We start from the raw sequence: 20191 nt of genomic DNA on the forward strand, positions 1-20191 counted from the left end.
AGGGGATGGCATCCCCTGGTTCCGCCTGCCGAAGCCCCGCATCGTGGAGGACATGACCAAGAATCACAGCACGCCGGCGGCCGTACGGGTCGCTGTCGTCACCGGCGGATCGCGCGGCATCGGCCGGGCGGTCTCCCACCGGCTCGCCCAGGACGGCCTGGCCGTCGTAGTGAACTACGCCCGGGACGCCGCCTCCGCCGAGGAGACCGTGGCGGCGATCACCGCCGCCGGAGGCCGGGCGATCGCGGTACAGGCGGACGTGGCGGACGAGAAGGAGGTCTCCGCGCTGTTCGACCGGACGCAGGAGGAGTTCGGCGGCGTGGACGTCGTGGTGAACTCGGCCGGCCGGATGGTCCTCGCGCCCATCGCCGACCTGGACCTGACGGCGCTCGACGCCATGCACCGCACCAACATCCGCGGCACCTTCGTCATCGCCCAGCAGGCCGCCCGGCGACTGCGCGCGGGCGGTTCGTTCGTGGGGTTCTCCACGTCCGTGGTGGGGACGCAGTTCCCGACCTACGGCGCGTACGCGGCCGGCAAGGGCGCCGTCGAGGCGATGACCATGATCCTCGCCCGCGAGCTGCGCGGACGGGACATCACCGTGAACACCGTCGCCCCGGGCCCCACGGCCACGGATCTGTTCCTCGAAGGCAAGACGCCCGAGCAGATCGACCGGCTCGCCAAGACCCCGCCACTGGAGCGACTGGGCACCCCGCAGGACATCGCCCAGGTGGTCGCCTTCCTCACCAGCCCGGAAGGGCACTGGGTGAACGGCCAGATCCTGCGCGCCAACGGAGGCATGGTCTGATGAATCAGCAGAACGTCGTGGTGGTCACCGGCGCGTCCAGTGGCTTCGGAAACCTCACCGCACGCGCCCTGGCCGAGGCCGGCCACATCGTGTACGCCGGTATGCGCGCCACCGCGGACCGCAACGCCCCCGCCGTCGCCGCGCTCACCCGGTTCGGGAAGGACCGTGGCGTACGGATAGCCGCCGTCGACATGGACGTCCAGGAACAGGAGTCCGTCGACGCCGCCATCGACCACGTCATGAGCGAGCACGAACGTATCGACGTGGTGGTCCACAACGCCGGCCACATGGTCCTCGGGGCGGCCGAGGCCTTCACTCCCGATCAGCTCGCCGAGGTCTACGACATCAACGTACTGTCCACGCAGCGGGTCAACCGCACGGTGCTGCCGATCATGCGCCGTCGAGGGCGGGGCCTGCTGGTGTGGGTCGGTTCCTCCTCGACCCGCGGCGGACACCCTCCCTTCCTGGCGCCCTACTTCGCCGCCAAGGCCGCCATGGACGCCCTCGCCGAGAGCTACGCCGCCGAACTGATCAAGTTCGGCGTCGAGACCACCCTCGTCATTCCCGGCGCCTACCCGAGCGGCACCAACCACTTCGCCCACGCGGGCACACCCGCCGACACCACGCGAGCCGCGCAGTACGACGAGTTGTACGGACGGCTCAGGAGCACCATGGCCGAGACCCTGAGCGACATTTTCCCCGCCGGTCGGGAGGCGGGTGAAGTGGCCGACGAGATCGTGCGGGTCATCGGTCTGCCGCATGGCGAACGCCCCTTCCGCACCCACGTCGACCCCAGCCGCGACGGCAGCGAAGTCGTGTCGATCATGTACGACCGGATCCGCGCGGAGTTCTTCCGCCGCATCGGCATCGACGAACTGCTCACCCCTCACGCCAGTCTCTGACCACGCCTCATTCCAAGGAGAAACACTCATGCCTTTCGCCAACTTCAAGGTTCCAGCGGGCACCATCACGGCCGAGGACAAGAAGAAGATCGTCGAGCGCACGACCGATCTGTACGCGGAGATCTACGGTGAGCGAGCCCGCCCCAACACCGTCGTACTGATCGACGAAGTCGTCGACGGCGGCTGGGGCTTCGGCGGCACCGTCCTGACCGCCGCCATGCTCAACGGCGACGCCTGACTCGGTCAACGGGGAAGCCCGTCCGTGAGCGGAAGGTGCGGCGGTAGGTGTCCGGAGGCACGCCGACCGTTCGGTTGAAGTGGCGGCGCAGGGTCGCGGCGGTGCCCATGCCGGTGGCCTCCGCGATGGTGTCGACCGTGTCGTCCGTCTTCTCGAGCAGTTCCTGGGCGCGGCGGATTCGTTGGATCAGCAGCCACTGCAGTGGGGTGGTGCCGGTGGCCGCGTGGAAGTGGCGGCCCAGGTTGCGCGAGCTCATTCGCGCCCGGCGCGCGAGGTCCTCCACCGTCAGCGGCTGGTCGAGGCGTTCCAGGGCCCACGGGAGCAGGGCGGCGAGCGGGTGGTCGTCCCTGGCGGGCACCGGCGTGGTGACGAACTGCGCCTGTCCGCCGGCGCGGTGCGGCGGCACGACCAGTCGGCGGGCGACGGCGTTGGCGACGGACGAGCCGTGATCCAGGCGGACGACGTGCAGGCACAGATCCAGCGCGGCGGCCTTGCCCGCGGAGGTGAGCACGCTGCCGTTGTCCACGTAGAGCACGTCCGGGTCGACCTCCACCGCGGGGTACCGGGCGGCCAGGGCGTCGGTGTGCGCCCAGTGCGTGGTGGCGCGCTTGCCGTCCAGCAGGCCCGCCGCGGCCAGCACGAAGGCACCCGTGCAGAGGGAGGCCACGCGTGCCCCCGCCTCGTGGGCCGCGCGCACCGCGTCCACCAGGTCGGCGGGCGGGTCCTCGTCGATGTCGGCCCAGCCGGGGACGATCACGGTGTCGGCGCTGCGGAGCCGGTCGAGTCCGTGGTCGGGCTCCAGCCGGAACCGGCCGAAGCGTACGGCGTCCGGCCCGCAGACGTCGAGGTCGTACCAGGGGCCGGCGACTTCGGCGGGGGCGGTGCCGAACACCTCGTACGCCATGGACAGTTCGAAGGGCAGCATGCCGTCGGTGGCCGCAAGGGAGACAGAGCTCATGTCCGTAATTGTATGGGGCATGTCGTTTCGGACACTGGTGGTGAGGTGCCCTGCCCCGTGAGGATGGCCGCGGTCGATCGTTGCAGAGTGGGGGCAAGAGGCATGGGATCAGGGCGGAAGGTCGTGGTGTTCGGCGCTTACGGGCACACGGGCCGGTTCGTGGTGGCACACCTGCTGGAGCGCGGGTTCGAGCCGGTCCTCTCCGGCCGCGACGCCGGCAAGCTGCGCGAGCTGTCGGCGTCCTTTCCCGGACCTGAGGTCCGTACGGCATCGGTCGACGACCCGGCCTCGCTCGACCGCGCGCTGGCCGGTGCCACCGCCGTGGTCAACTGCGCCGGCCCCTTCGCCACGACCGCCACCCCCGTGATCGAGGCGGCACTGCGCGCCAAGATCCCTTACGTGGACGTGGCGGCCGAGATCGAGGCCAACGCCGACACGTTCACGCACTTCGCGGACCGCGCCCGAGCCGCGGGCGTGGCGGTCGTCCCGGCCATGGCCTTCTACGGCGGTCTCGGCGACCTTCTCGCCACCGCGGCGATGGGCGACTGGACCGCGGCCGACGAGGTGCACGTCGCCTACGGGCTGAGCGGCTGGCATCCCACGGAGGGCACCCGCGCCGCGGGCAAGGTCTCCGGCAAGCGGCGCAACGGGCGCCGGGTGCGCTACACGAAGGGGCGGCTGGAATATCACGACGACGCGCTGCCCACCCTGACGTGGCCGTTCCCCGACCCGATGGGCCCCCGCACCGTCATCGGTGAGTTCACGATGGCCGACGTCGTCACCGTCCCCAGCCACTTGGCAGTCCCCGAGGTCCGCACCTACATGACCGCCGAGGCGGCCGGTGGCCTGGCCGCCCCGGACACACCGGCGCCAAGCGCGGTCGACGAGCGCGGCCGGTCCGCGCAGACCTTCCTCGTCGACGTCGTCGTCCGCTCCGGCACGACCGAGCGGCGCGCCGTGGCGAAAGGCCAGGACATCTACGCGGTCACCGCGCCGCTCGCGGTGGAGGCGGTTGACCGCATCCTCACGGGACGGACCAGGACGGTCGGCGTCGCCTCGGCCGGCGAGATCTTTGACGCGCCCGACTTCCTCCGCGCGCTGTCCTCGCACATCGTCCTGGAACTGCACCCTTAGAAGGCGCCCCCGTGCCCCGAGTGCTGCTCGTCACTCAGCGCGGATGCTCGGCCGGCCCGACGATGATGCCCTCCGGGGCACGGAAGTAGCAGAGCAGGGAGCCGTCCTCATACCGGGCGATCTCACCGCCGAGTTCGGCGCCGTGAGGGCACAGGCGGGCGTTCTCGGCATCCGCAGACCGCCGCACTCCGGTCAGTTCCTTCTACTCTGTGCGCAGCGCGCAGCACCCGGCCACAAGGAACGCCATGCCCGACAGCCCCGCCCCGACGCAGCCGGGAACCAGCCGAAGCACCTCGGCGACCATCGCTCCGAACATCCTGCGCTGCCTGAGCCCGGTCACCGACGCGTACGGGGTCGACCTCCGGCCCGAACTGAACCGGGTCGGGCTGGACGAGGCGATGCTGCGCTCGGCAGCGCTGCGGGTCTCCTACCGCCAGGGCAGTGCCGTCATCCGGAGCGCCCTGGAGCTCACTGGTGACGCCCACCTGGGGCTGCGGGTGGGCGCCGCTCAGCACCTGACCTCCTGGGGGCTTCTCGGGTTCGCCCAGATGGCGGCCGCCACGCTGCGGGAGGCCATCGAGACCGGCGTACGTTTTCAGAACCTGTCCGGGACGATGGTGGTCTGGTCGGCCGGGCCGGAGGAAGCCGGCTATGTGCTGCGGGCCGAACTGCCCGATCCGGCCCTCGATCCGCCGGTCGCGGTCTTCCTGGCGGAGGAGGCGTTCGCCAGCGTCGTCGCACTGACACGGCTGAGTTCCGGGCAGGAGTTCGCGCCGCGGGACGTCGAGTTCGCCTTTCCCGCCCCTCGCGACACCGGGCCGTTCACGGAGTTGTTCCGCTGCCCGGTCCGCTTCGGCGCCGTCACGAACCGCCTGGTGTTTCCCACGTCATGGGCCGGGCGGCCGATGCCGGGCCGAGACCCGGTCACCTACACCGCCGTCGTGGAGATTCTGGAGGAGCAGGCGGCGTCGACACGCGATCGGCAGGACCTCCTGGAGGTGCTGGAGATCTCGATCGCGCAGGGCCTGCCCGAGGTGCCGTCCTTCGTCGAGCAGGCCCGACGGCACGCCTTGAGCGAGCGCACGCTGCGCCGTCGGCTGGTCGAATGCGGCACGACGTACGAGGCGGTCGTCGACGGAGTGCGCCGCGAGCGGGTCGAGCAGTTGCTGCGCCGACCGGAGCTGACTCTGCGGGACATCGCCCGGCAGGCGGGCTTCTCCGACGTCCGCGCGCTGCGGAGGGCAGTGCACCGCTGGCACGGGGTGGCCCCGGCCCGGCTGCGCGGGGACGCCTCGGAGCAGTGAGGCCCGCGCCCAGGGCCCACCGGGTCGCCGTGCCACGGCATCAACGTGTGCGGATCCAGACGGTCTTCTCTCTGGTCCACTGCGCGAAGGCGTCGGTGGACTTCTCCGAGCCCCCGAATCCCGACTGTTTCCATCCTCCGAAGGGAGTTGTGATGTCGCCTTCGCTGTAGGCGTTGACGGAGACCACCCCGGCCTCCACTCCGCGCGCGAGCCGGAAGGCGGCGTCGAGGTCGCGGGTCCACACCGAGGCGGCGAGCCCGTATTCGGTCTCGTTCGCCAACCGCACCGCCTCGTCCTCCGAGGTGAAGGTCTGGACGGTGACGACTGGGCCGAAGAGCTCCTTGGTGAGCACGTCACTGTCGGCCGGGGCCCGGCTGATCACGGTGGGCGGGTAGTAGGCCCCGTACGGCGGCAGACCGTGCGGCAGGCCGCCGGTGTGGATGTGGGCACCTGCGGCGCGGGCCGCGTCCACCGCCCCGGCGACCCGGTCGAAGGCGGCACGGTCGATGAGCGGCCCCACCTGGGTGCGTGCGTCGGCAGGGTCTCCGACGGTGAGTTTCTTCGCGGCGGTGGTGAATCGGTCCAGTACCTCCTCGGCGATGCTGTGGTGGACCAGGACGCGGGAGCCGGCTGTGCAGTTCTGCCCCATGGTCAGGAACGCCGCCTCGGTCATGTGGTCGATCAGTTCGTCGCCGTACTCGAGTGCGTCCGGCATGAGGAGCTGGGGGCTCTTTCCGCCCATCTCCAGGGACATCCGCTTGAAGTTGGACTCGGCCGCGTCGGCCAGGATGCGGCGTCCGGTGGCGGTGGATCCCGTGAACGACAGCGCGCGCACCAGTGGGTTGCGGGCGAGCGCCGTACCGGTGACGGTGCCGTGGCCGGGCAGGACCGTGAGCACACCGTCCGGCAGTCCCGCCTGGGCTGCCAGGGCGGCCAGGCGCAGGGCCGAGCGCGGGGTGGCCTCGGCGGGCTTGAGCAGCAGCGAGTTGCCGGCGGCGAGCGCGGGGCCGACCTTCCAGGCGGCCATGGCCAGCGGGTAGTTCCAGGGCAGGATCGCGGCGGCGACCCCGACAGGTTCCCGGCTCACCAGGCCCAGGCTCTCGTGACCGGTGGGAGCGACGCGGCCGAAGACCTTGTCGGCCGCCTCCGCGAACCACCGGATCGACTCGATCGCCGCGGGCACGTCCCCCGTACGGCACTCCGTGATCGGCTTGCCCGCGTCCTCGCAGTCCAGCCGGGCCAAATCCTCGGCGTGGCGCTCCATGAGGTCGGCCAGGCGCAGCAGGACGGCGGCTCGCTCCCGGGGTGACCGGCTCGCCCAGACGCCACTGACGAAGACCTCGTGCGCCCGCTCGGCCGCCCGCACGACGTCCTGCTCGCTCGTCGCCGGCAGGGTTGTGATCAGTTTCCCGGTCGCGGGGTTGACGACGTCGAGCGTCTCTTCGGCAAGGGTGCTGCCCCTCGGGCTCATGCTTCCTCCACCAGTTCCCACCGGCCGCCGACCTGGCGGGCCAGCCCCCTGCGGCGCAGGTCCTCCAGATAGCGGGCCATGCCCCGCTCACCTCGTTTGCGGAACAGCGGGAAGAGTCTGGGCAGCAGATTCGGCGCCAGCATCGCGAACCGCACCAGTCGGGACTCGCCGGAGCGGACGTAGGACTCCAGGCGGGGCTTGTCCAGCAGGCTCACGACCGCGCGCACGACATCGGACGGCTGCTGCGGCGGGTCCTGGAACTGCATGGAGTTCCCGCCGTCCACGGCCTCCTGCCGCAGCATGCGCGTGTCGGTTGCCGACGGCAGCACCGAGCCGGCCTGGATGCCCTTGTCCTTGAGATCCAGCCCGATGGCGAGCATCGCGCCGCGCAGGCCGAACTTCGAGGCGGTGTAGATCGGGGTCTCACCGAGCGGGAAGATCCCGCCCAGCGACACCGTGGTGACCACGCGCGGGTCGCCGGAGGCCCGCAGCAGCGGGACGGCGATCCGGGTGGTGACCAGCGGAGCGACCAGGTTGACGTCGATCTCCCGCTCGATGCTCTCGACGCTGCGCACGTCGAAGCGCTCCGCGTTGGTCATGCCCACGTTGTTGACCAGGACGTCGATACGGCCGTGGGTGATGGCGACACCGTCGAGCATCCGCTGCACGGCCTCGCCGTCCAGCAGGTCGCAGCCCAGACCGGCATGGCCGCTCCCGGGCAGCTCGGCGGCGGTCCGCTCGGCCCGCACCCCGTCGATGTCGACCACGAGGAGCCGCGCACCGCCTGCCGCGAAACGGTGGCACAGGGCACTGCCGATACCTCCGGCGCCGCCGGTCACCAGGATGACCTTGTCATGGAAGTCGTACGTCATGACGCCACCGCCTGCTGTCGCACGGACGTCGCCCGAGGCGGCAGACCCGCGGTGCGCCAGCCCATCCCTTCGGCGACCTTGCCGAGGTACTTCACGAAGGCGTCGCTGTGCACGTAGCCGGTGTGGCGCGGCGAGTCGACGAACTTCAGTCCGCCGGTAAGGTCCGGCCGGTCGCTGCGGACGAGGCGGGCGAACCGTTCGGCGGTCGGCAGCCCGGCCCTGCTGTCCTGGATGAAGGAGGCGAGCAACTGGGCCTGGCTGTCGAAGAGTTGGTAGGCGCCGGAGTTGGTCTCCACGAAGCCGACGCCGAACAGGCCCTCGTGGTCGCGGGAGAAGGAGGACAGGTAGAGGTCGGGGTGCTGCTCGTCGCCGAAGTACCGCTGCGCGACGGGGACCTTGTGGACGTATCCGGTGGCCAGCAGGATCAGGTCGAAGTCGTCGCTGGTGCCGTCGGTGAAGTGGACCGTCCGGCCCTCGGTGCGGGCGATGCCGGGCCGGGCGGTGATGTCGCCGTGCTGGAGGTGGTGGATCAGCAGCGAGTTGATGGCCGGGTGGGTCTCGAACAGCTTGTGGTCCGGCTTTTGCAGACCGAGCCTGCGCGGGTCACCGTTGACGAGCCTCAGCAGGCCGCCGAACAGCTTCTGCTGCAGCCACATCGGGAGGTGGGGGCCGCCCGCGGCGATGGTGTCCACCGGTCGGCCGAACAGGTGCTTGGGGATGAACCAGTAGCCACGGCGCATGCTGATCGCCGCGTGGTCGGCGGACCGTGCCGCGTCGCAGGCGATGTCCAGCCCGGAGTTGCCCGCGCCCACCACCAGCACCCGCTTTCCCTGCAGTTCCGCGCTGCTGCGGTAGGTGAGCGTGTGCCGGATCTCTCCGGTGAAGTGGCCGGGCAGATCGGGGACGTTGGGGTGCCACTGCGACCCCGTGCACACGACGACCTGCCGGTGGGTACCGGACCGGCCGTCGGCCCGGGTGACCGTCCAGGTGCCGTCGGGATTCTTCTCCACGCTGCGGACCTCGGTGCCGAACTCGATCCGGTCCGTGAGCCCGTAGGCCTCGGCGAACGACGTCAGGTAGGACAGGATCTGCCGGTGCGGCGGGTAGTCGGCGAAGTGGTCCGGCATCGGATAACCACCGAAGCCGGAAAGCGACTTGCTGGAGATGAAGTGGGCCGACTCGTACATCGGGCTGCCCGGGTTGTCGATGTCCCACAGCCCGCCCGGCCCCGTATGGCGTTCGATGTGCGTGTACGGCAGGTCCCGCTCGGCCAGCGCCCTGGCGACCGCCAGTCCCGCGGGTCCGGCACCGATCACACAGGTGTCGTCCTCGTTCTCGCTCACTGGTCCGATCCTTTCGTCGATGGAGCAGGGGGTCGCGAGGAACCTATGCACCGCGCGACCGCCGGGAACTGACTCCTGCGGCCACAGAGGGGACCGCAGCGGCCAGCGACAGGCCGCTGCTGTCCGGGGTCCGACTTGGTGACCGGGATCACAGAGGTCAGGTGCATCGTGGCGTGGTGTCCAATGTCTTTCCTCAGGTGTAGGGGCCTGGTCGAAACGGGGACGGTGCGTGTGGAACAGGGTCGAGCCGAAGGGTTCGACGGGTTCGTGGCAACTCGCTGGTCGGCGTTGTTCCACCTCTCCCGTCTGCTCGTGGGAGGCGATCGGCACCGGGCCGAGGACCTGCTGCAGGAAGCCCTGGTCAAGCTCTGGTTCGTCTGGCCGAGGATCGCCGAGGAGGCCCCGGAGGCATACGTGCGCAAGGTGCTGGCACGCGCGGCGGCACGCTCGGCGCGGCGCCGCTGGTGGGGCGAGAGTCCGGTCGAGGAGTTGCCGGACCTGCCCGCGGCCGGCGACGTGTCCGCGGCCGTCGTCGAGCGCTCACGGCTGGAGTGGGCCCTGGCCCAACTGCCGCCACGGCAGCGGGCCGCGGTGGTACTGCGCTACTACCAGGACCTGTCCGAAAAGCAGGTCGCCGAAGTACTGGGGTGCCCGGTGGGCACCGCCCGGTCCCATGCCTCGCGTGGCGTGGCCCGGCTGCGTCGCATCCTGTTCGACGTCATCGAGCCGGTGGGGTGAAGGGGAACCGATGGACCACTTCGAGCGGGAGTTGGCGCGGATGATGCGCGACACCCAGGAGTACACCCCCTTCGGGGAGGAGCACCAAGAGCGCCTGAGAGCCGGTGTTCAGACCCAGAGGCGGGTTCGTACGGCGCGGAAGGCAGCCGGTTCCGTGCTGGCCGTGGCGGGACTCGGGCTCGGCCTGTTCATGCTGCCCCACGCCCAGGGAGACAACAGGCCGCAGGCACCGCATCCGCGCCCCACGACGAGCCAGGTGTCCCCCGCGCCGGCGCCCACCACGACCCCGGCACCCACGACGGCGCCCCCCAGCGCGACCACGTCGCAGAGCACCACCGGCGCCACCGGACAGCCGTCGTCCTCGACCGCGGCACCGCCCCCGTCCGGGACCTCGTCCGCATCCACCTCCGCCCCGCCCCCGACCACGCCGACGACTTCACCGCCGAAGAACACGGCTACGCCCACCTCACCGGCGGCACCATCGACGGCACCGGCGTCGGCCTCGGGCTCTGCCAGTCCCGGATAGCAGGAGCCGTGCCGCCCCACTGACTCGCCCCCTCCGACCGCCCCTCCGACCGCCCCGCCGCACCGCACCGTGAAACCACCGTGCCTGCCTTCGGCATGCCCTGCGCCAAGACTCGAATCTGGACGGACCGTGACAGACCTGATGAATCAACTGCCGCTGCCCACACCGGTGTCGGCCCACCACCGCGAGCCCGTCCTGGACGTGGTCGTGCCCGTGTTCAACGAGCAGGCGGACCTGGAGCGCAGCGTACGGCGGCTGCACGCGCATCTGCGCGAGACGTTCCCCTACCCCTTCCGGATCACCGTCGCGGACAACGCCAGCACCGACGCGACCCCGCGGATCGCGGCCCGGCTGGCGGCCACGCTGCCGGAGACGCGGTGGCTCCGCCTGCCGGAGAAGGGCCGGGGCCACGCCCTGCACGCCGCATGGTCGAACTCGCGGGCACCGGTGCTCGCCTACCTCGACGTAGACCTGTCGACCGACCTGGCCGCGCTGTTGCCCTTGGTCGCCCCGCTCATCTCCGGGCACTCCGACATAGCCATCGGCACCCGTCTGGCCCGCGGCGCCCGGGTGGTGCGAGGCCCCCGTCGGGAGGTCATCTCCCGTTGCTACAACGCCCTGTTGCGCTCCACGCTCGCGGTGGGCTTCTCCGACGCGCAGTGCGGTTTCAAGGCGGTGCGGCGAGATGTCGCCGAACGACTGCTGCCCCTGGTGCAGGACACCGGATGGTTCTTCGACACGGAGCTCCTGGTGATCGCGGAACGGGCCGGACTGCGCATCCACGAGGTACCGGTCGACTGGGTCGACGATCCCGACAGCAGGGTCGACATCGTGTCCACGGCCCTGGCCGACCTGCGGGGCATCGCCCGGATCGGCCGGGCGCTGGCCCGCGGGGCACTGCCGACGGCGGCACTGCGCCGCCGCGACGACGGGCCGTCCAACGGTCTGGCCGGCCAACTCCTGCGGTTCTGCGCGGTGGGAGCCGTCAGCACCGTCGGATACGTACTGCTGTACGCGGCCCTGCGGCCCGCCACCGGCGCGCAGGCCGCCAACGCGATTGCGCTGCTGCTGTGCGCTCTCGCCAACACGGCGGCGAACCGGCGGCTCACCTTCGGGCTGCGCGGCCACGGCGGCGCACTGCGCCACCACGCCAAGGGCCTGCTGGTCTTCGTCATCGGCCTGGCCCTCACCAGTGGATCACTCGCCGCGCTGCACCACCTGGCCCCCGCGGCGGCACGGGCCGCGGAGATCGCGGTGCTCGTCGCCGCCAACCTGGCGGCCACCCTCGTACGCTTCGCGCTGCTGCGCGCCTGGGTGTTCCGTGCCGGCCGTCACGGGACGGACTCGGCGACAGCATGAACGACACGCTGACCCCGGCCACCCGCCCCGACACCGGCTCCCCCACGCACACCGGCGAAAGCCGCGTTGCCTCCCGGCTTCACCCGGCGTTGCGCCAACTCCGGCACCACGCACCCGTCCTGGCGATGTACGGCATCCTGAAGCTCATCGGGTTCGCCGTCTTCATGCATCTGTTGGACTCCGCCGGAGACTTCCGCAGGAAGAACCCGCGCTTCGGCGGAGGCGCCCACGCCTGGGACGTCCTGGCCAGCTGGGACGGCTGGTGGTACCAGCAGATCGCCGCCCACGGCTACGACCCCGCCCTCGTCCGGATCCCCGAGGCCTCGGGTCTGATCACCCTGGAGGGCAACTCGGCGGCGTTCTTCCCGCTCTACCCGGGAGCCATGCGGCTGGTCTCCTCCTGCACGGGCCTCGGCCTCTACGGCGCCGCAATGCTGGTCTCGATCCTCGCCTCGTTCGTGGCGGCACTCGGCATCTGCGCCGTCACCGCCCGTGTCGGCGGCCGGCGCGCGGGGCTCGTCGCGGCGGGACTGTGGGCGGTGTGGCCCGGTTCCGGCACCGAGTGGTCCGGGTACTCCGAGTCGCTCTACGTCGCCCTGGCCGTCTGGGCCTGCCATGCGGTGATGAGCGACCGCTGGCTGACCGCGGGCGCACTCACCTTCGCCGCGGGGCTGAGCCGCCCCACAGCGCTCGCGCTCATAGCAGCCCTCACCGTCGCAGCCCTGCGGACGCTGCACCACCGTCAAGAAGACGTCGCCCGCCCGATGGCCGCGATCCTCGTCGCGCCGCTGGGCCTCACGGGATACCTCCTCTGGGTCGGCGACCGGATGGGTGACCTGACCGGCTACTTCAAACTGCAGAAGGGTGCCTGGGCCCACACCTTCGACTACGGCAGGCAGACGCTCGACGTCTTCAGCTCCCTCGCCGTGGGCCGCACGGACTACCTCTTCCCGTCCCCGTTCGAGGACGTCATCGGTGTGCTGGTCGTCCTGACGGGCCTGCTGCTGATCCCCTTCCTCATCCGCCTCCGCCCACCCGCCGTCCTGGTCGTCTACACCCTCCTCACCTTCGTCCTGGTCCTGGGCAGCCAGCAGATCTTCGGCAACGTCTCGCGCTACCTGCTCCCCGCCTTCCCCCTGTTCATCCCGCTCGCCGTACGACTGCGCACGGTCGGCCTGCCCCTGCTGTGCGCACTCCTCGCCGTCACGGCGGTGGCATCGGGCTCGTATGCCGGATACGCGCTGTTCGAGCTGGGGATTCCCTGATCCACTGTCCACGGCTTCCGTGACGGTATCCATGCCACTAGATTTGGCGTCATGACTGCCATCACTCTCCGAATCCCCGACGCCATGGACAAACCGCTGCGCGACGCGGCCGCCGACGCCCCCTCACTGAACGACTACATCGTGCGCGCCGTGCGTCGGCAGATGACGCTCGACGCCGCCCGCAAACTGGCCTCGATCGCACCCCTCGACCTCGCGGGCGAGGGCGACGCGCTGTGACCATCCGCAAGGGCGACGTGTGGGACGTCGACACCGGCAAGGGCACCCGCACCGTTCTCGTCGTCAGCCTCGACGGCCTCGCCGAGGCCTACAACGCTGTCGTCGTCCTGGTTCTCCACGCTCCCGCGCAGCACCCCGACACGGCGATGAGCGTGCGTCTGACCACGCCGGTGGACGCCTCCCTCGTCGCGGTGAACCTGCTTCAGCTCTCCGCCGTCCGCTTCGAAACCGGCACGCTGCACGGCCACATCGGCCCGGAGCAGCAAGAGCTCGTCGACAACGCGATCCGCGCGGTCCTCGACCTGTAGGCCCACCCGGCCGACGTCGGCCGCCCGAGCCACCGGCAGCGGGTCGGGGGCCTACTTGGATTCGACGCGTCCCACCGCGTTGGGGTCGTCGGCCAGCGCCTCGCACTCGGCCTGCCACGTGGACACACCGGGCTGGAGCTGGGTACGGAGATAGGCCGCGGCGAGCCTCGCGAGGGCGGCGACGCGCTCGGGGTCCTCGTCGGTGGTCTCGGCGGCGTCGTACCCGGCGATCCCGCCGAGCCCGTGCTCCGCCCCGAAGAGGGTGAGCAGAGCTTTGGGCCCGGGGGCGAGCGTGTAGGGGTCGACGTGCCAGTCCGGCCCCATGTCCGTGAAGTGCCGGGAGTCGTCCTTGTCCCCGGCGACGACCAGCGCCGGTGTGGTCATGGTGGAGAAGTCGATGGTCCGGAACACCGGCAGCGCGTCCGCCATCGGTCCGTTGAGGACGTCACCCCTGCCGGGTGCGGCGAGCAGCACGCCCGCTGTGATCCGGGGTTCGAAAAGGTTCACCTCGGCCCCCTCCTCGGGGTCCGTGACCCGGGCCCCCAGCAAGAGGCTGGCAGTGAAGCCGCCGAACGAATGCCCGGCAACGGCGACCTTGGTGTGGTCCATCCGCCCGGAGAGTCCCGGCACGGCCTTCTCGATCATGTCGAGTCGATCGAGGATGTGCGCCATGTCCTCGGAACGCGAGCGCCAGAAGAAGGGCGCTCCAGGGACATCGGCGAGCAGGTGAGTCAGCGTCCTGGATGTGAGGTGGGTCGGCTGGATGACCACGAATCCGCTGGCGGCCCAGAAGTTGGCCAGTGGCGCGTAGCCGTTGAGCGAGGAGAGATTGTTCGAGGGCCCCCCGCCGTGGGAGAGGAGGATGACCGGAAGACCGGTGCCGGTCGCGGGTGCGGAGACGCGCACGTGGAGGTCAACGGGGCGTCCGGGCACGGAGAGGACGACGGGACTGCAGGACAGGACGGCGACGGGCGCGCCGAAGGCGTCGGCGCCGGCGCCAGTGGATGTGCTCATGGTGTGGGTTCCCTTTCGGTGGCACCTGCCGGCCGCCGGTCCCGCGACCGACGACAAGAAGGCGGTCAAGGGCATCCCGCTTCCACCACCAGAAACGGAACACCGTTCCGAATACTATCCGGAACAACGATCCGCTTTGTCAATCGGCGTGGCGGGGGTACGCGATGGCCATTGGCGCCCTCCAGGCACGACTCGCTCGCCCACTCACTCGATGTCACAGCAGACGGGATCCGCGGTGGGCAGGCTTGATGCCAGCCGGATCAGAGTGCTGCGGACCGTTTCGCGCAGACGTCCCAGAGGGAGGGCGGACGCGTCGTCATAGATGAGGATCTTCACCGCGTCGACGCGCGGTTGTTCGCCGTCGCTGAGCTGGGGCAGCCCGGCGAGCAGTTCATGGGACGGCCGCCCGGTCGCGGCGTGCGCGATGTCCGCGAAACGCATGTGGTCGATCAGGTCGGCTGTCCAGGGACGACCGTCCGACACCGCGTCCAGTACGAGGGAATGGATGCTCAGCGCAAGCAGCATCTCCAGCAAGGGGTCGGCCGACGCCGGATGCATCGACCAGTTTCCGTAGCGCCGGTGGCGGCGTGCGCGCTCCCCGGGCATCCGATCGACGGCGCTCAGGATCCGACCACTCCACGCGATACACATCCGCCAGACATCCACAGACTCTGCCTCGCCTTCGGGTCTCAGTGACCTCGACGGGTCAGCGTCGATAGAGCTGCCACATCGCGAGTTCGTCGTCGTGCGCTCGTAGGCGTTCGACGGCTTCCGTGGGGGTGCGCAGTTCGGTGAGCTCGTAGAAGAAGAACAACGGGGCGAACACGCTCGCATAGCCGAAGGGGGCGCCCCGAGGGGCGATATAGGTGCCGGCACCGGCGTCGAGGAAGGCGTCGGCGAGCGCGGCCTCCCCCGTGTCGCAGCCGGTGACGAGAGTGACGCTGCCCGGCAGACGGAAATGCTCGCGTACTCGGTCCGGCCCAACGGCACCGTTGAACGGCTGGAATCTGGCCAGCTCCTCGGCGACATCATCCATCAGAATGCGTCCCTCGTCGCCGTGGCAGCACAGGACCACGTAGGGTGCGATCGGTCTGGTGCCGTTCAACGCGGCCACCAGGTGGCGAGGTTGACCGACCCGCAGATAGTTCACCTGGACACCGAAGACTTCCAGCCCGTCGCGCAACGCGCGCGCGTACTCGCCCTCGACGTCGATCAGGTCGATCTCGGTCCAGCCCAGGCGACCGGCCTGGACCTCCCGCACGCGCGACGGCCGCTGAGTCGCCAGCCACTCCTGTTCCTGTCCATGCATCACTCGGCCACGATGCCACGGCCCTTGGAGATGTCCTCCGGATCGAGCCTGTTTCATGTGCGTGGCCCATAAGATCTCGGATCTGTCGGGCGGGCGACCTACGCTGAGCCCCGTCGGCACTATCTGGGAGAGGCATGACAAGCAGGTTCACCGAGTTGACCGTTGACTGCCATGATCCGGAGAGGCTCGCGGCCTTCTGGTACGAAGTCCTGGACTTCAAGGTGATCGACCGGGGCGAGGGCAAGGTCGAGATCGGCTCATGGATGCCAACCGTCGAGGAGGTACGGGCCCGCCAGATGCCGCCCACCCTGGTGTTCATCCGTGTGCCCGAGGGCAAGACCGTAAAGAACAGGCTTCACCTCGACGTCAGCCCGATCGACAGCAGCACCGAGGACGAGGTGACCAGATTGCTCGGTCTGGGCGCCGTAAAGGTGGACGTGGGCCAGGGCTCAGACCGGAACTGGGTGGTGATGGCCGACCCCGAGGGCAACGAGTTCGACGTCGTGCGCACGTTGGCACCGCGGGAGTAGCCCGCCTTCCACGACCCGAAGTGCGCGAGCCGGTTCATCCAGGGTGTCCCGGAGCATCGAGCAAGAACCGCGCCTACTCGACGAACCTACAGGGGTCATCGACGCCAACAACCGCCTGGTGGTGGCCGCTGGCATCCCGCTGCCCGGCAGCCGCAACGCCATGCGCACAACCCTCGTGTCGAGATTCACGCGTGTGGGTTCATCTGGGCCGCGGTGATGTCTGCGAGTCGTTGCGCGGTGTTGAAGTGGGGGGTGAGACGGGTCTTGGTCATCGCGAAGGAGGTGCGAGTGACTGTGTCGGCATAGACGTAGCTGCCGCCCCCGCCGACCCAGCCGAACGTGGTGGAGGCTTCGTTCTGCTGGGCACCGATGCGCCCGAGCGGATAGCCCAGGGCCAGTCGCGCGTGGTTGCCGAAGACCTGGTCAGTTCCCTCGAAGGCCACCGCCGTCAGCTCCTCGAGCTGGTCTGAGCCGATGAGCCGACCGTCAAGTGCCGCCGCATTCATGGCAGCGACTCCCCGCGCGGTGAAGCTGCCGACGGACGGGATGTCTGCCAACAGGATCTGGTGGCTGTTCCCCATGGCCGCGCTCGGTCGCATTTCCCAGGGCGCGAGAATGGCGTCGCCGTCGGGTACGGCGGCCGGTTGGGGTGCGGCGTCCTCGAGTCGCGCCAAACGGGGCAGGTCAGTGCTGGGCACACCGAAATACAGCTCGCCGTCGATGCCCAGGGGTGCGGTGACCCACTCGCGCAGGAGCTGCCGCATCGGTTTGCCGGTGGCTCGGCGAGCGACTTCGCCGACCAGGAAGCCGAAGGTGAACGAGTGGTACCCGGTCTTGGTCCCGGGCCGCCACTGCGGCTCCGCGTCGGCGATCGAGCTGCAGACCCGCGGCCAGTCGGTGAGATCCGCAGGGCCGATGCATCGTGGCATGGCCGGCACACCGACCGAGTGGGTCAGCACGTGCCGAAGAGTCGCGGTCTCCTTCCCGTGGGCGCCGAACTCCGGCCACAGGTCGACCACTGGTGTGTCGTATCCGACCGCTCCGGTCCTGACGAGCAGGTGAGCGATCAGCGACGTCATGACCTTGCCCGCGGAGAAGCTGAAGAACGGGGTCCGCGACGTCACCCTGCGCCCACATCGGGCGTCGGCGACGCCGGCGACGGCGTCGGCGACAAGAGCGCCGTGATGGTGAACGGCGACCTGCAAGCCGGTTTCGGCTCCCTGATCGACGAGTTCGTCCAGGACACTCTGGAGCTCTTGCCGGAGTGAGGGCATCATCATTACCGGCTCGGCCAGGTGTATCGGGTCTCGCTGGACGTCGGCAGCTTGCCAAAGGCGAATGCGACAGCCGGCTCGACTCGGTACAGCCTGACGTCGCCGACGATGACGGCCTCGCCCAACCCGTACCAGGCACCCTCGGGGCTGGTCAGATGTGTGCCGTACTTCCGCTCGAAGTCCGCAGCGGCCTGTTCACGCTCGGAGCGCCCGTCCACTATGTGGGCGGCGCCCTCGATGACGACGTCAACACCGGTCAAGGCATTGGTGCCGGTCGTCAGCACACAGCGGGGATTGCGCTCGAGATTTCGCGCCTTGCGCTCCTGGCGACCGGTGGTGAAGCACATTCCGCCCAGACTCCAAGCCGCCAGCAAGGGCGTCACGTGCGGTCGCCCGTCGGACCGCACCGTCGACAGCCAGAACACCTCCGCCTCAGCCAGAATCGCCAACGCCGACGCCCATGGCGTCGCTCGCGCGCTTGGGGACGAGAAGGGCCCCAGCAGGACATCTGGTTCGCCGTCCAACATGTTGCGTCCCCAATCAGGCGTATTCATCCACGAGCATCGGTGAGCCATTGGCATCCAGCCGACCCGCCCTGCTGTCGGACATTTCTTGCGTACCGCCTTGGTGATGACCTGAGGTCGCCGAGAAACTCATCGGTCCGAGTGCACCAGGAAGCTGTGATCGTGCCGTCGAGCCGTTGCGGGACGACTTTGACCAGTCGAAACCGCCACCTCCAAAGTCAGCGGCACCAACTTGATCGGGTCGCGCGCGATGGTCCCCCGCTGGCACGCTCTCCTCATGGATCACGCGGAAGTACTGCTCATCGGAGGGCGAGCCGGTGTCGGCAAGACGACGGTGGGCTGGGAGGTTTCGGCGTTGCTGCGTTCCAAGGCAGTCGCTCACGCGATCATCGACGGTGACTTCATGGGGCAGGTACATCCGGCACCGGAAGGGGACCCCCACCGCGCGGAGATCACCGAGATCAATCTGACTGCCGTGTGGGCGAACTTCGCTCAGCGCGGCTACCGACGCCTGATCTATACGAACACCATGAGTGTGCTGCCGGAGGCGACGGGCATGTTCGAACGTGCCATGGGGGCCGGAGTGAGGATCACACGGGTCCTGCTGACCGCCTCCGACGCCACCGCCCGCGAGCGCCTGCTGGGACGAGAACTCGGCTCAGAACTGGAAAAGGAGCTGGAAGGAAGCGTCCGCAAGGCACGGCTCCTGGATCAGCGGGCCCACGCAGAGACCGTGCGCGTGGCGACGGACGGACGGGGCGTCGTCGACATCGCACGGGAGGTCGTGACCGCCACTGGTTGGGCCGGGTCTCACGCGCCGGCGTCCGCCAGCAGTCCGCCCAACAGGTAGATGAGCAAGCACAGGAACACCGCCGCCATCACGCCCGCCACGAACCTGAGGCGGTTCGGAGTCATCCTCGGTCTGGCGGTGACGGGGCTCCTCCGGTCCAAGTAGTCATGGACCCAGAGACCGAAATTGCGGTAGTCGACGGCAACGAGCAGACAGAGGCTTCCGAGCAGGGCGACCCAGCTCAGCATGGAGAGGGCTTCGCCCCAGCCGACGGGCGCGACCACTGGCTGACCCGCAAGGACCAGAGGCCCACGCACAGCGCCCGCCACTTCCCACTGCTCCTTCACGCTCACATTTCACGATCATCGAGAGGCGCCAGGCGCCAGGCGGCCGACGCGGTCGTGAAGTTGTGGCACGGCCCGCCACGCACGGGTGACCTCAGCTGGTGTCCGTCACCTCGCGTCCCTGCGCATGACGCAGTTCGACGCAGCATTCGCCGGGGCGCGGAGCCAGGACGGCCCGGACCGCCGGGGCGCGTAGTCCTTGCAGGTAGCCGGTGAGGAAGGCGTGGTTCATGCCGCAGACCAGGTCGGGGGCCTGGGCGGCGAGGGGGTGGAAGGGGCAGTTGCGCAGTCGTAGCCGGTCGGGCGCTTCGCGTGTGGGCTCGAAGCCGTGCCGCTCGAGCATGCGCTCGCACAGGGTCAGGCCGCGCTCGGCGCCGAGCCGGCCGGGACGGGTCTGGGTGCGTTCCTCCTCGCCGAGTTGTTCGCCCCTGTGTTCGGCGGTGCGCATCGCCGCCTGGACCGCGGTCTCGTTCTCGCCTTCGGTCACGACCGCCTGGACGAGCAGGTCGGCCAGGAGTTCGTGGCGGCGGTCGGGGATGCTGACGCGGATCGGTGTGTCGGTGGGTTCGTACACCTTGGGCTGCCGGCCCACTTTGCGGATGCCCGTGGGAGAGGCGTAACGGGCGCGCAGCAGGCCGACGTCGACGAGCTTGTCGAGGTGGAACGCGGCGAGTTTGCGAGAGATGCCGACGCTGGCGGCCGCCTCGTCGCGTGTGACGGGGCGACGGGCACGGCGGATGAAGGCGAACATCTGCCGCCGGGTGCCCTCGCCGAGCGCGCTGACGGAATCGATCGCGGCGTCGTCGGGAGAGACCGGCGGGGTCATGTCGGAGGTCACGTCCTCACAGTAACGCCAACTCTCGTCATCGAGGGCACATCGCATGCACTTGAGCTGGAGCACTTGACCGCCTCCCCGAATAAGACCAAGCTTTGTTGGTGAAAT

25 protein-coding genes and 1 pseudogene are annotated in these 20191 nt (G+C 69.7%); 13 read left to right on the forward strand and 13 right to left on the reverse strand.

Annotated features, from left to right (window positions below):
• Window positions 1–52: 52 nt before the first annotated feature.
• The 3 genes from ACQF4J_RS02775 to ACQF4J_RS02785 are packed head-to-tail and all read left to right on the forward strand — an operon-like array spanning window position 53 to window position 1948.
• Entirely contained in the window at window positions 53–808 is a 756-nt protein-coding gene (locus ACQF4J_RS02775; RefSeq protein WP_427164422.1) for an SDR family oxidoreductase, read from the forward strand.
• Window positions 808–1710, forward strand: a complete 903-nt coding sequence (locus tag ACQF4J_RS02780; protein ID WP_427164423.1) for an SDR family NAD(P)-dependent oxidoreductase — start codon at window positions 808–810, stop codon at window positions 1708–1710. The genes ACQF4J_RS02775 and ACQF4J_RS02780 overlap by 1 nt, the downstream gene beginning before the upstream one ends.
• A 28-nt stretch (window positions 1711–1738) precedes the next feature.
• Window positions 1739–1948, forward strand: a complete 210-nt coding sequence (locus ACQF4J_RS02785) for a 4-oxalocrotonate tautomerase family protein (RefSeq protein ID WP_351567702.1) — start codon at window positions 1739–1741, stop codon at window positions 1946–1948.
• Here ACQF4J_RS02785 and ACQF4J_RS02790 read toward each other — a convergent pair.
• Window positions 1932–2906, reverse strand: a complete 975-nt coding sequence (locus ACQF4J_RS02790) for a helix-turn-helix domain-containing protein (protein ID WP_427164424.1) — start codon at window positions 2904–2906, stop codon at window positions 1932–1934. The two genes, ACQF4J_RS02785 and ACQF4J_RS02790, sit on opposite strands and share 17 nt — an antisense overlap.
• A gap of 102 nt (window positions 2907–3008) precedes the next feature.
• On the opposite strand from ACQF4J_RS02790, the gene ACQF4J_RS02795 reads away from it, so the two are divergent.
• Window positions 3009–4040, forward strand: a complete 1032-nt coding sequence (locus ACQF4J_RS02795) for a saccharopine dehydrogenase family protein (protein WP_427164425.1) — start codon at window positions 3009–3011, stop codon at window positions 4038–4040.
• Between the two features lie 34 nt (window positions 4041–4074).
• Here ACQF4J_RS02795 and ACQF4J_RS02800 read toward each other — a convergent pair whose 3' ends face one another.
• Complete coding sequence (locus ACQF4J_RS02800; RefSeq protein WP_427164427.1) at window positions 4075–4227, reverse strand: hypothetical protein; 153 nt, start codon at window positions 4225–4227, stop codon at window positions 4075–4077.
• Window positions 4228–4285: 58 nt separating this feature from the next.
• On the opposite strand from ACQF4J_RS02800, the gene ACQF4J_RS02805 reads away from it, so the two are divergent.
• A complete protein-coding gene (locus tag ACQF4J_RS02805) occupies window positions 4286–5344 on the forward strand; it encodes an AraC family transcriptional regulator (RefSeq protein WP_351583568.1) in 1059 nt (352 codons plus the stop codon).
• Between the two features lie 40 nt (window positions 5345–5384).
• On the opposite strand, the gene ACQF4J_RS02810 is transcribed toward ACQF4J_RS02805, so the two are convergent.
• From ACQF4J_RS02810 to ACQF4J_RS02820, 3 genes are read right to left on the reverse strand one after another with little or no spacing between them, the layout of a single operon-like run.
• Window positions 5385–6815 (reverse strand): aldehyde dehydrogenase family protein, encoded by a 1431-nt coding sequence (locus ACQF4J_RS02810; protein WP_427164428.1) that lies wholly within the window; start codon window positions 6813–6815, stop codon window positions 5385–5387.
• Window positions 6812–7687, reverse strand: a complete 876-nt coding sequence (locus ACQF4J_RS02815; RefSeq protein ID WP_351583562.1) for an SDR family NAD(P)-dependent oxidoreductase — start codon at window positions 7685–7687, stop codon at window positions 6812–6814. The genes ACQF4J_RS02810 and ACQF4J_RS02815 overlap by 4 nt, the downstream gene beginning before the upstream one ends.
• Window positions 7684–9030, reverse strand: a complete 1347-nt coding sequence (locus tag ACQF4J_RS02820; protein WP_351583558.1) for a flavin-containing monooxygenase — start codon at window positions 9028–9030, stop codon at window positions 7684–7686. Before ACQF4J_RS02820 ends, ACQF4J_RS02815 begins: the two co-directional genes overlap by 4 nt.
• Window positions 9031–9261: 231 nt before the next feature.
• Between ACQF4J_RS02820 and ACQF4J_RS02825 the strand changes: the two genes are divergently transcribed.
• On the forward strand, window positions 9262–9768 hold the full coding sequence (locus tag ACQF4J_RS02825; RefSeq protein ID WP_351583555.1) for a SigE family RNA polymerase sigma factor: 507 nt from the start codon (window positions 9262–9264) through the stop codon (window positions 9766–9768).
• Between the two features lie 108 nt (window positions 9769–9876).
• Here the strand turns inward: ACQF4J_RS02825 and ACQF4J_RS02830 are convergent, their stop codons facing one another.
• Window positions 9877–10314: a hypothetical protein gene (locus tag ACQF4J_RS02830; RefSeq protein WP_351583552.1), complete on the reverse strand. Its 438-nt coding sequence runs from the start codon at window positions 10312–10314 to the stop codon at window positions 9877–9879.
• Window positions 10315–10435: 121 nt separating this feature from the next.
• Between ACQF4J_RS02830 and ACQF4J_RS02835 the strand changes: the two genes are divergently transcribed.
• The 4 genes from ACQF4J_RS02835 to ACQF4J_RS02850 all read left to right on the forward strand — a co-directional run bounded on the left by ACQF4J_RS02835 (window position 10436) and on the right by ACQF4J_RS02850 (window position 13463).
• Window positions 10436–11653, forward strand: coding sequence for a glycosyltransferase (locus tag ACQF4J_RS02835; RefSeq protein WP_427168551.1), 1218 nt, complete (start codon window positions 10436–10438; stop codon window positions 11651–11653).
• Between the two features lie 125 nt (window positions 11654–11778).
• Complete coding sequence (locus ACQF4J_RS02840; RefSeq protein WP_427168552.1) at window positions 11779–12918, forward strand: hypothetical protein; 1140 nt, start codon at window positions 11779–11781, stop codon at window positions 12916–12918.
• Window positions 12919–12969: 51 nt separating this feature from the next.
• Window positions 12970–13155, forward strand: coding sequence for a hypothetical protein (locus tag ACQF4J_RS02845; RefSeq protein WP_125195937.1), 186 nt, complete (start codon window positions 12970–12972; stop codon window positions 13153–13155).
• Window positions 13152–13463 (forward strand): type II toxin-antitoxin system PemK/MazF family toxin, encoded by a 312-nt coding sequence (locus ACQF4J_RS02850; protein WP_351583545.1) that lies wholly within the window; start codon window positions 13152–13154, stop codon window positions 13461–13463. Before ACQF4J_RS02845 ends, ACQF4J_RS02850 begins: the two co-directional genes overlap by 4 nt.
• Before the next feature lie 51 nt (window positions 13464–13514).
• On the opposite strand, the gene ACQF4J_RS02855 is transcribed toward ACQF4J_RS02850, so the two are convergent.
• From ACQF4J_RS02855 to ACQF4J_RS02865, 3 genes are all read right to left on the reverse strand, one after another.
• Window positions 13515–14477, reverse strand: coding sequence for an alpha/beta hydrolase family protein (locus ACQF4J_RS02855; RefSeq protein ID WP_427164430.1), 963 nt, complete (start codon window positions 14475–14477; stop codon window positions 13515–13517).
• Window positions 14478–14681: 204 nt separating this feature from the next.
• Window positions 14682–15083 carry a hypothetical protein gene (locus ACQF4J_RS02860; RefSeq protein ID WP_351583539.1) on the reverse strand — a complete coding sequence of 134 codons (402 nt, stop codon included), beginning with the start codon at window positions 15081–15083 and terminating at the stop codon, window positions 14682–14684.
• 100 nt (window positions 15084–15183) lie between these two features.
• Complete coding sequence (locus tag ACQF4J_RS02865) at window positions 15184–15786, reverse strand: hypothetical protein (RefSeq protein ID WP_427168553.1); 603 nt, start codon at window positions 15784–15786, stop codon at window positions 15184–15186.
• A 134-nt stretch (window positions 15787–15920) separates the two neighbouring features.
• Here ACQF4J_RS02865 and ACQF4J_RS02870 point away from each other — a divergent pair, with 134 nt between their 5' ends.
• Both ACQF4J_RS02870 and ACQF4J_RS02875 read left to right on the forward strand, forming a co-directional pair.
• Window positions 15921–16316, forward strand: coding sequence for a VOC family protein (locus tag ACQF4J_RS02870; protein WP_427164431.1), 396 nt, complete (start codon window positions 15921–15923; stop codon window positions 16314–16316).
• 53 nt (window positions 16317–16369) lie between these two features.
• Window positions 16370–16527: pseudogene (locus tag ACQF4J_RS02875) on the forward strand (IS5/IS1182 family transposase); the annotation flags it as partial.
• Here the strand turns inward: ACQF4J_RS02875 and ACQF4J_RS02880 are convergent.
• Both ACQF4J_RS02880 and ACQF4J_RS02885 read right to left on the reverse strand, forming a co-directional pair.
• Entirely contained in the window at window positions 16502–17596 is a 1095-nt protein-coding gene (locus tag ACQF4J_RS02880) for a serine hydrolase domain-containing protein (RefSeq protein ID WP_427164432.1), read from the reverse strand. The pseudogene ACQF4J_RS02875 and the gene ACQF4J_RS02880 overlap by 26 nt on opposite strands.
• Window positions 17596–18117 carry a pyridoxamine 5'-phosphate oxidase family protein gene (locus ACQF4J_RS02885; protein ID WP_427164434.1) on the reverse strand — a complete coding sequence of 174 codons (522 nt, stop codon included), beginning with the start codon at window positions 18115–18117 and terminating at the stop codon, window positions 17596–17598. The genes ACQF4J_RS02880 and ACQF4J_RS02885 overlap by 1 nt, the downstream gene beginning before the upstream one ends.
• Window positions 18118–18391: 274 nt before the next feature.
• Here ACQF4J_RS02885 and ACQF4J_RS02890 point away from each other — a divergent pair, with 274 nt between their 5' ends.
• Entirely contained in the window at window positions 18392–18964 is a 573-nt protein-coding gene (locus tag ACQF4J_RS02890; RefSeq protein ID WP_427164435.1) for a hypothetical protein, read from the forward strand.
• On the opposite strand, the gene ACQF4J_RS02895 is transcribed toward ACQF4J_RS02890, so the two are convergent.
• Window positions 18925–19257, reverse strand: coding sequence for a hypothetical protein (locus ACQF4J_RS02895; protein WP_351583533.1), 333 nt, complete (start codon window positions 19255–19257; stop codon window positions 18925–18927). The two genes, ACQF4J_RS02890 and ACQF4J_RS02895, sit on opposite strands and share 40 nt — an antisense overlap.
• Window positions 19258–19342: 85 nt before the next feature.
• Window positions 19343–20086: a helix-turn-helix transcriptional regulator gene (locus ACQF4J_RS02900; RefSeq protein WP_351583530.1), complete on the reverse strand. Its 744-nt coding sequence runs from the start codon at window positions 20084–20086 to the stop codon at window positions 19343–19345.
• Window positions 20087–20191: the final 105 nt, after the last annotated feature.

The organism is Streptomyces sp. C1-1 (assembly GCF_050214755.1).
GTDB lineage: Bacteria > Actinomycetota > Actinomycetes > Streptomycetales > Streptomycetaceae > Streptomyces.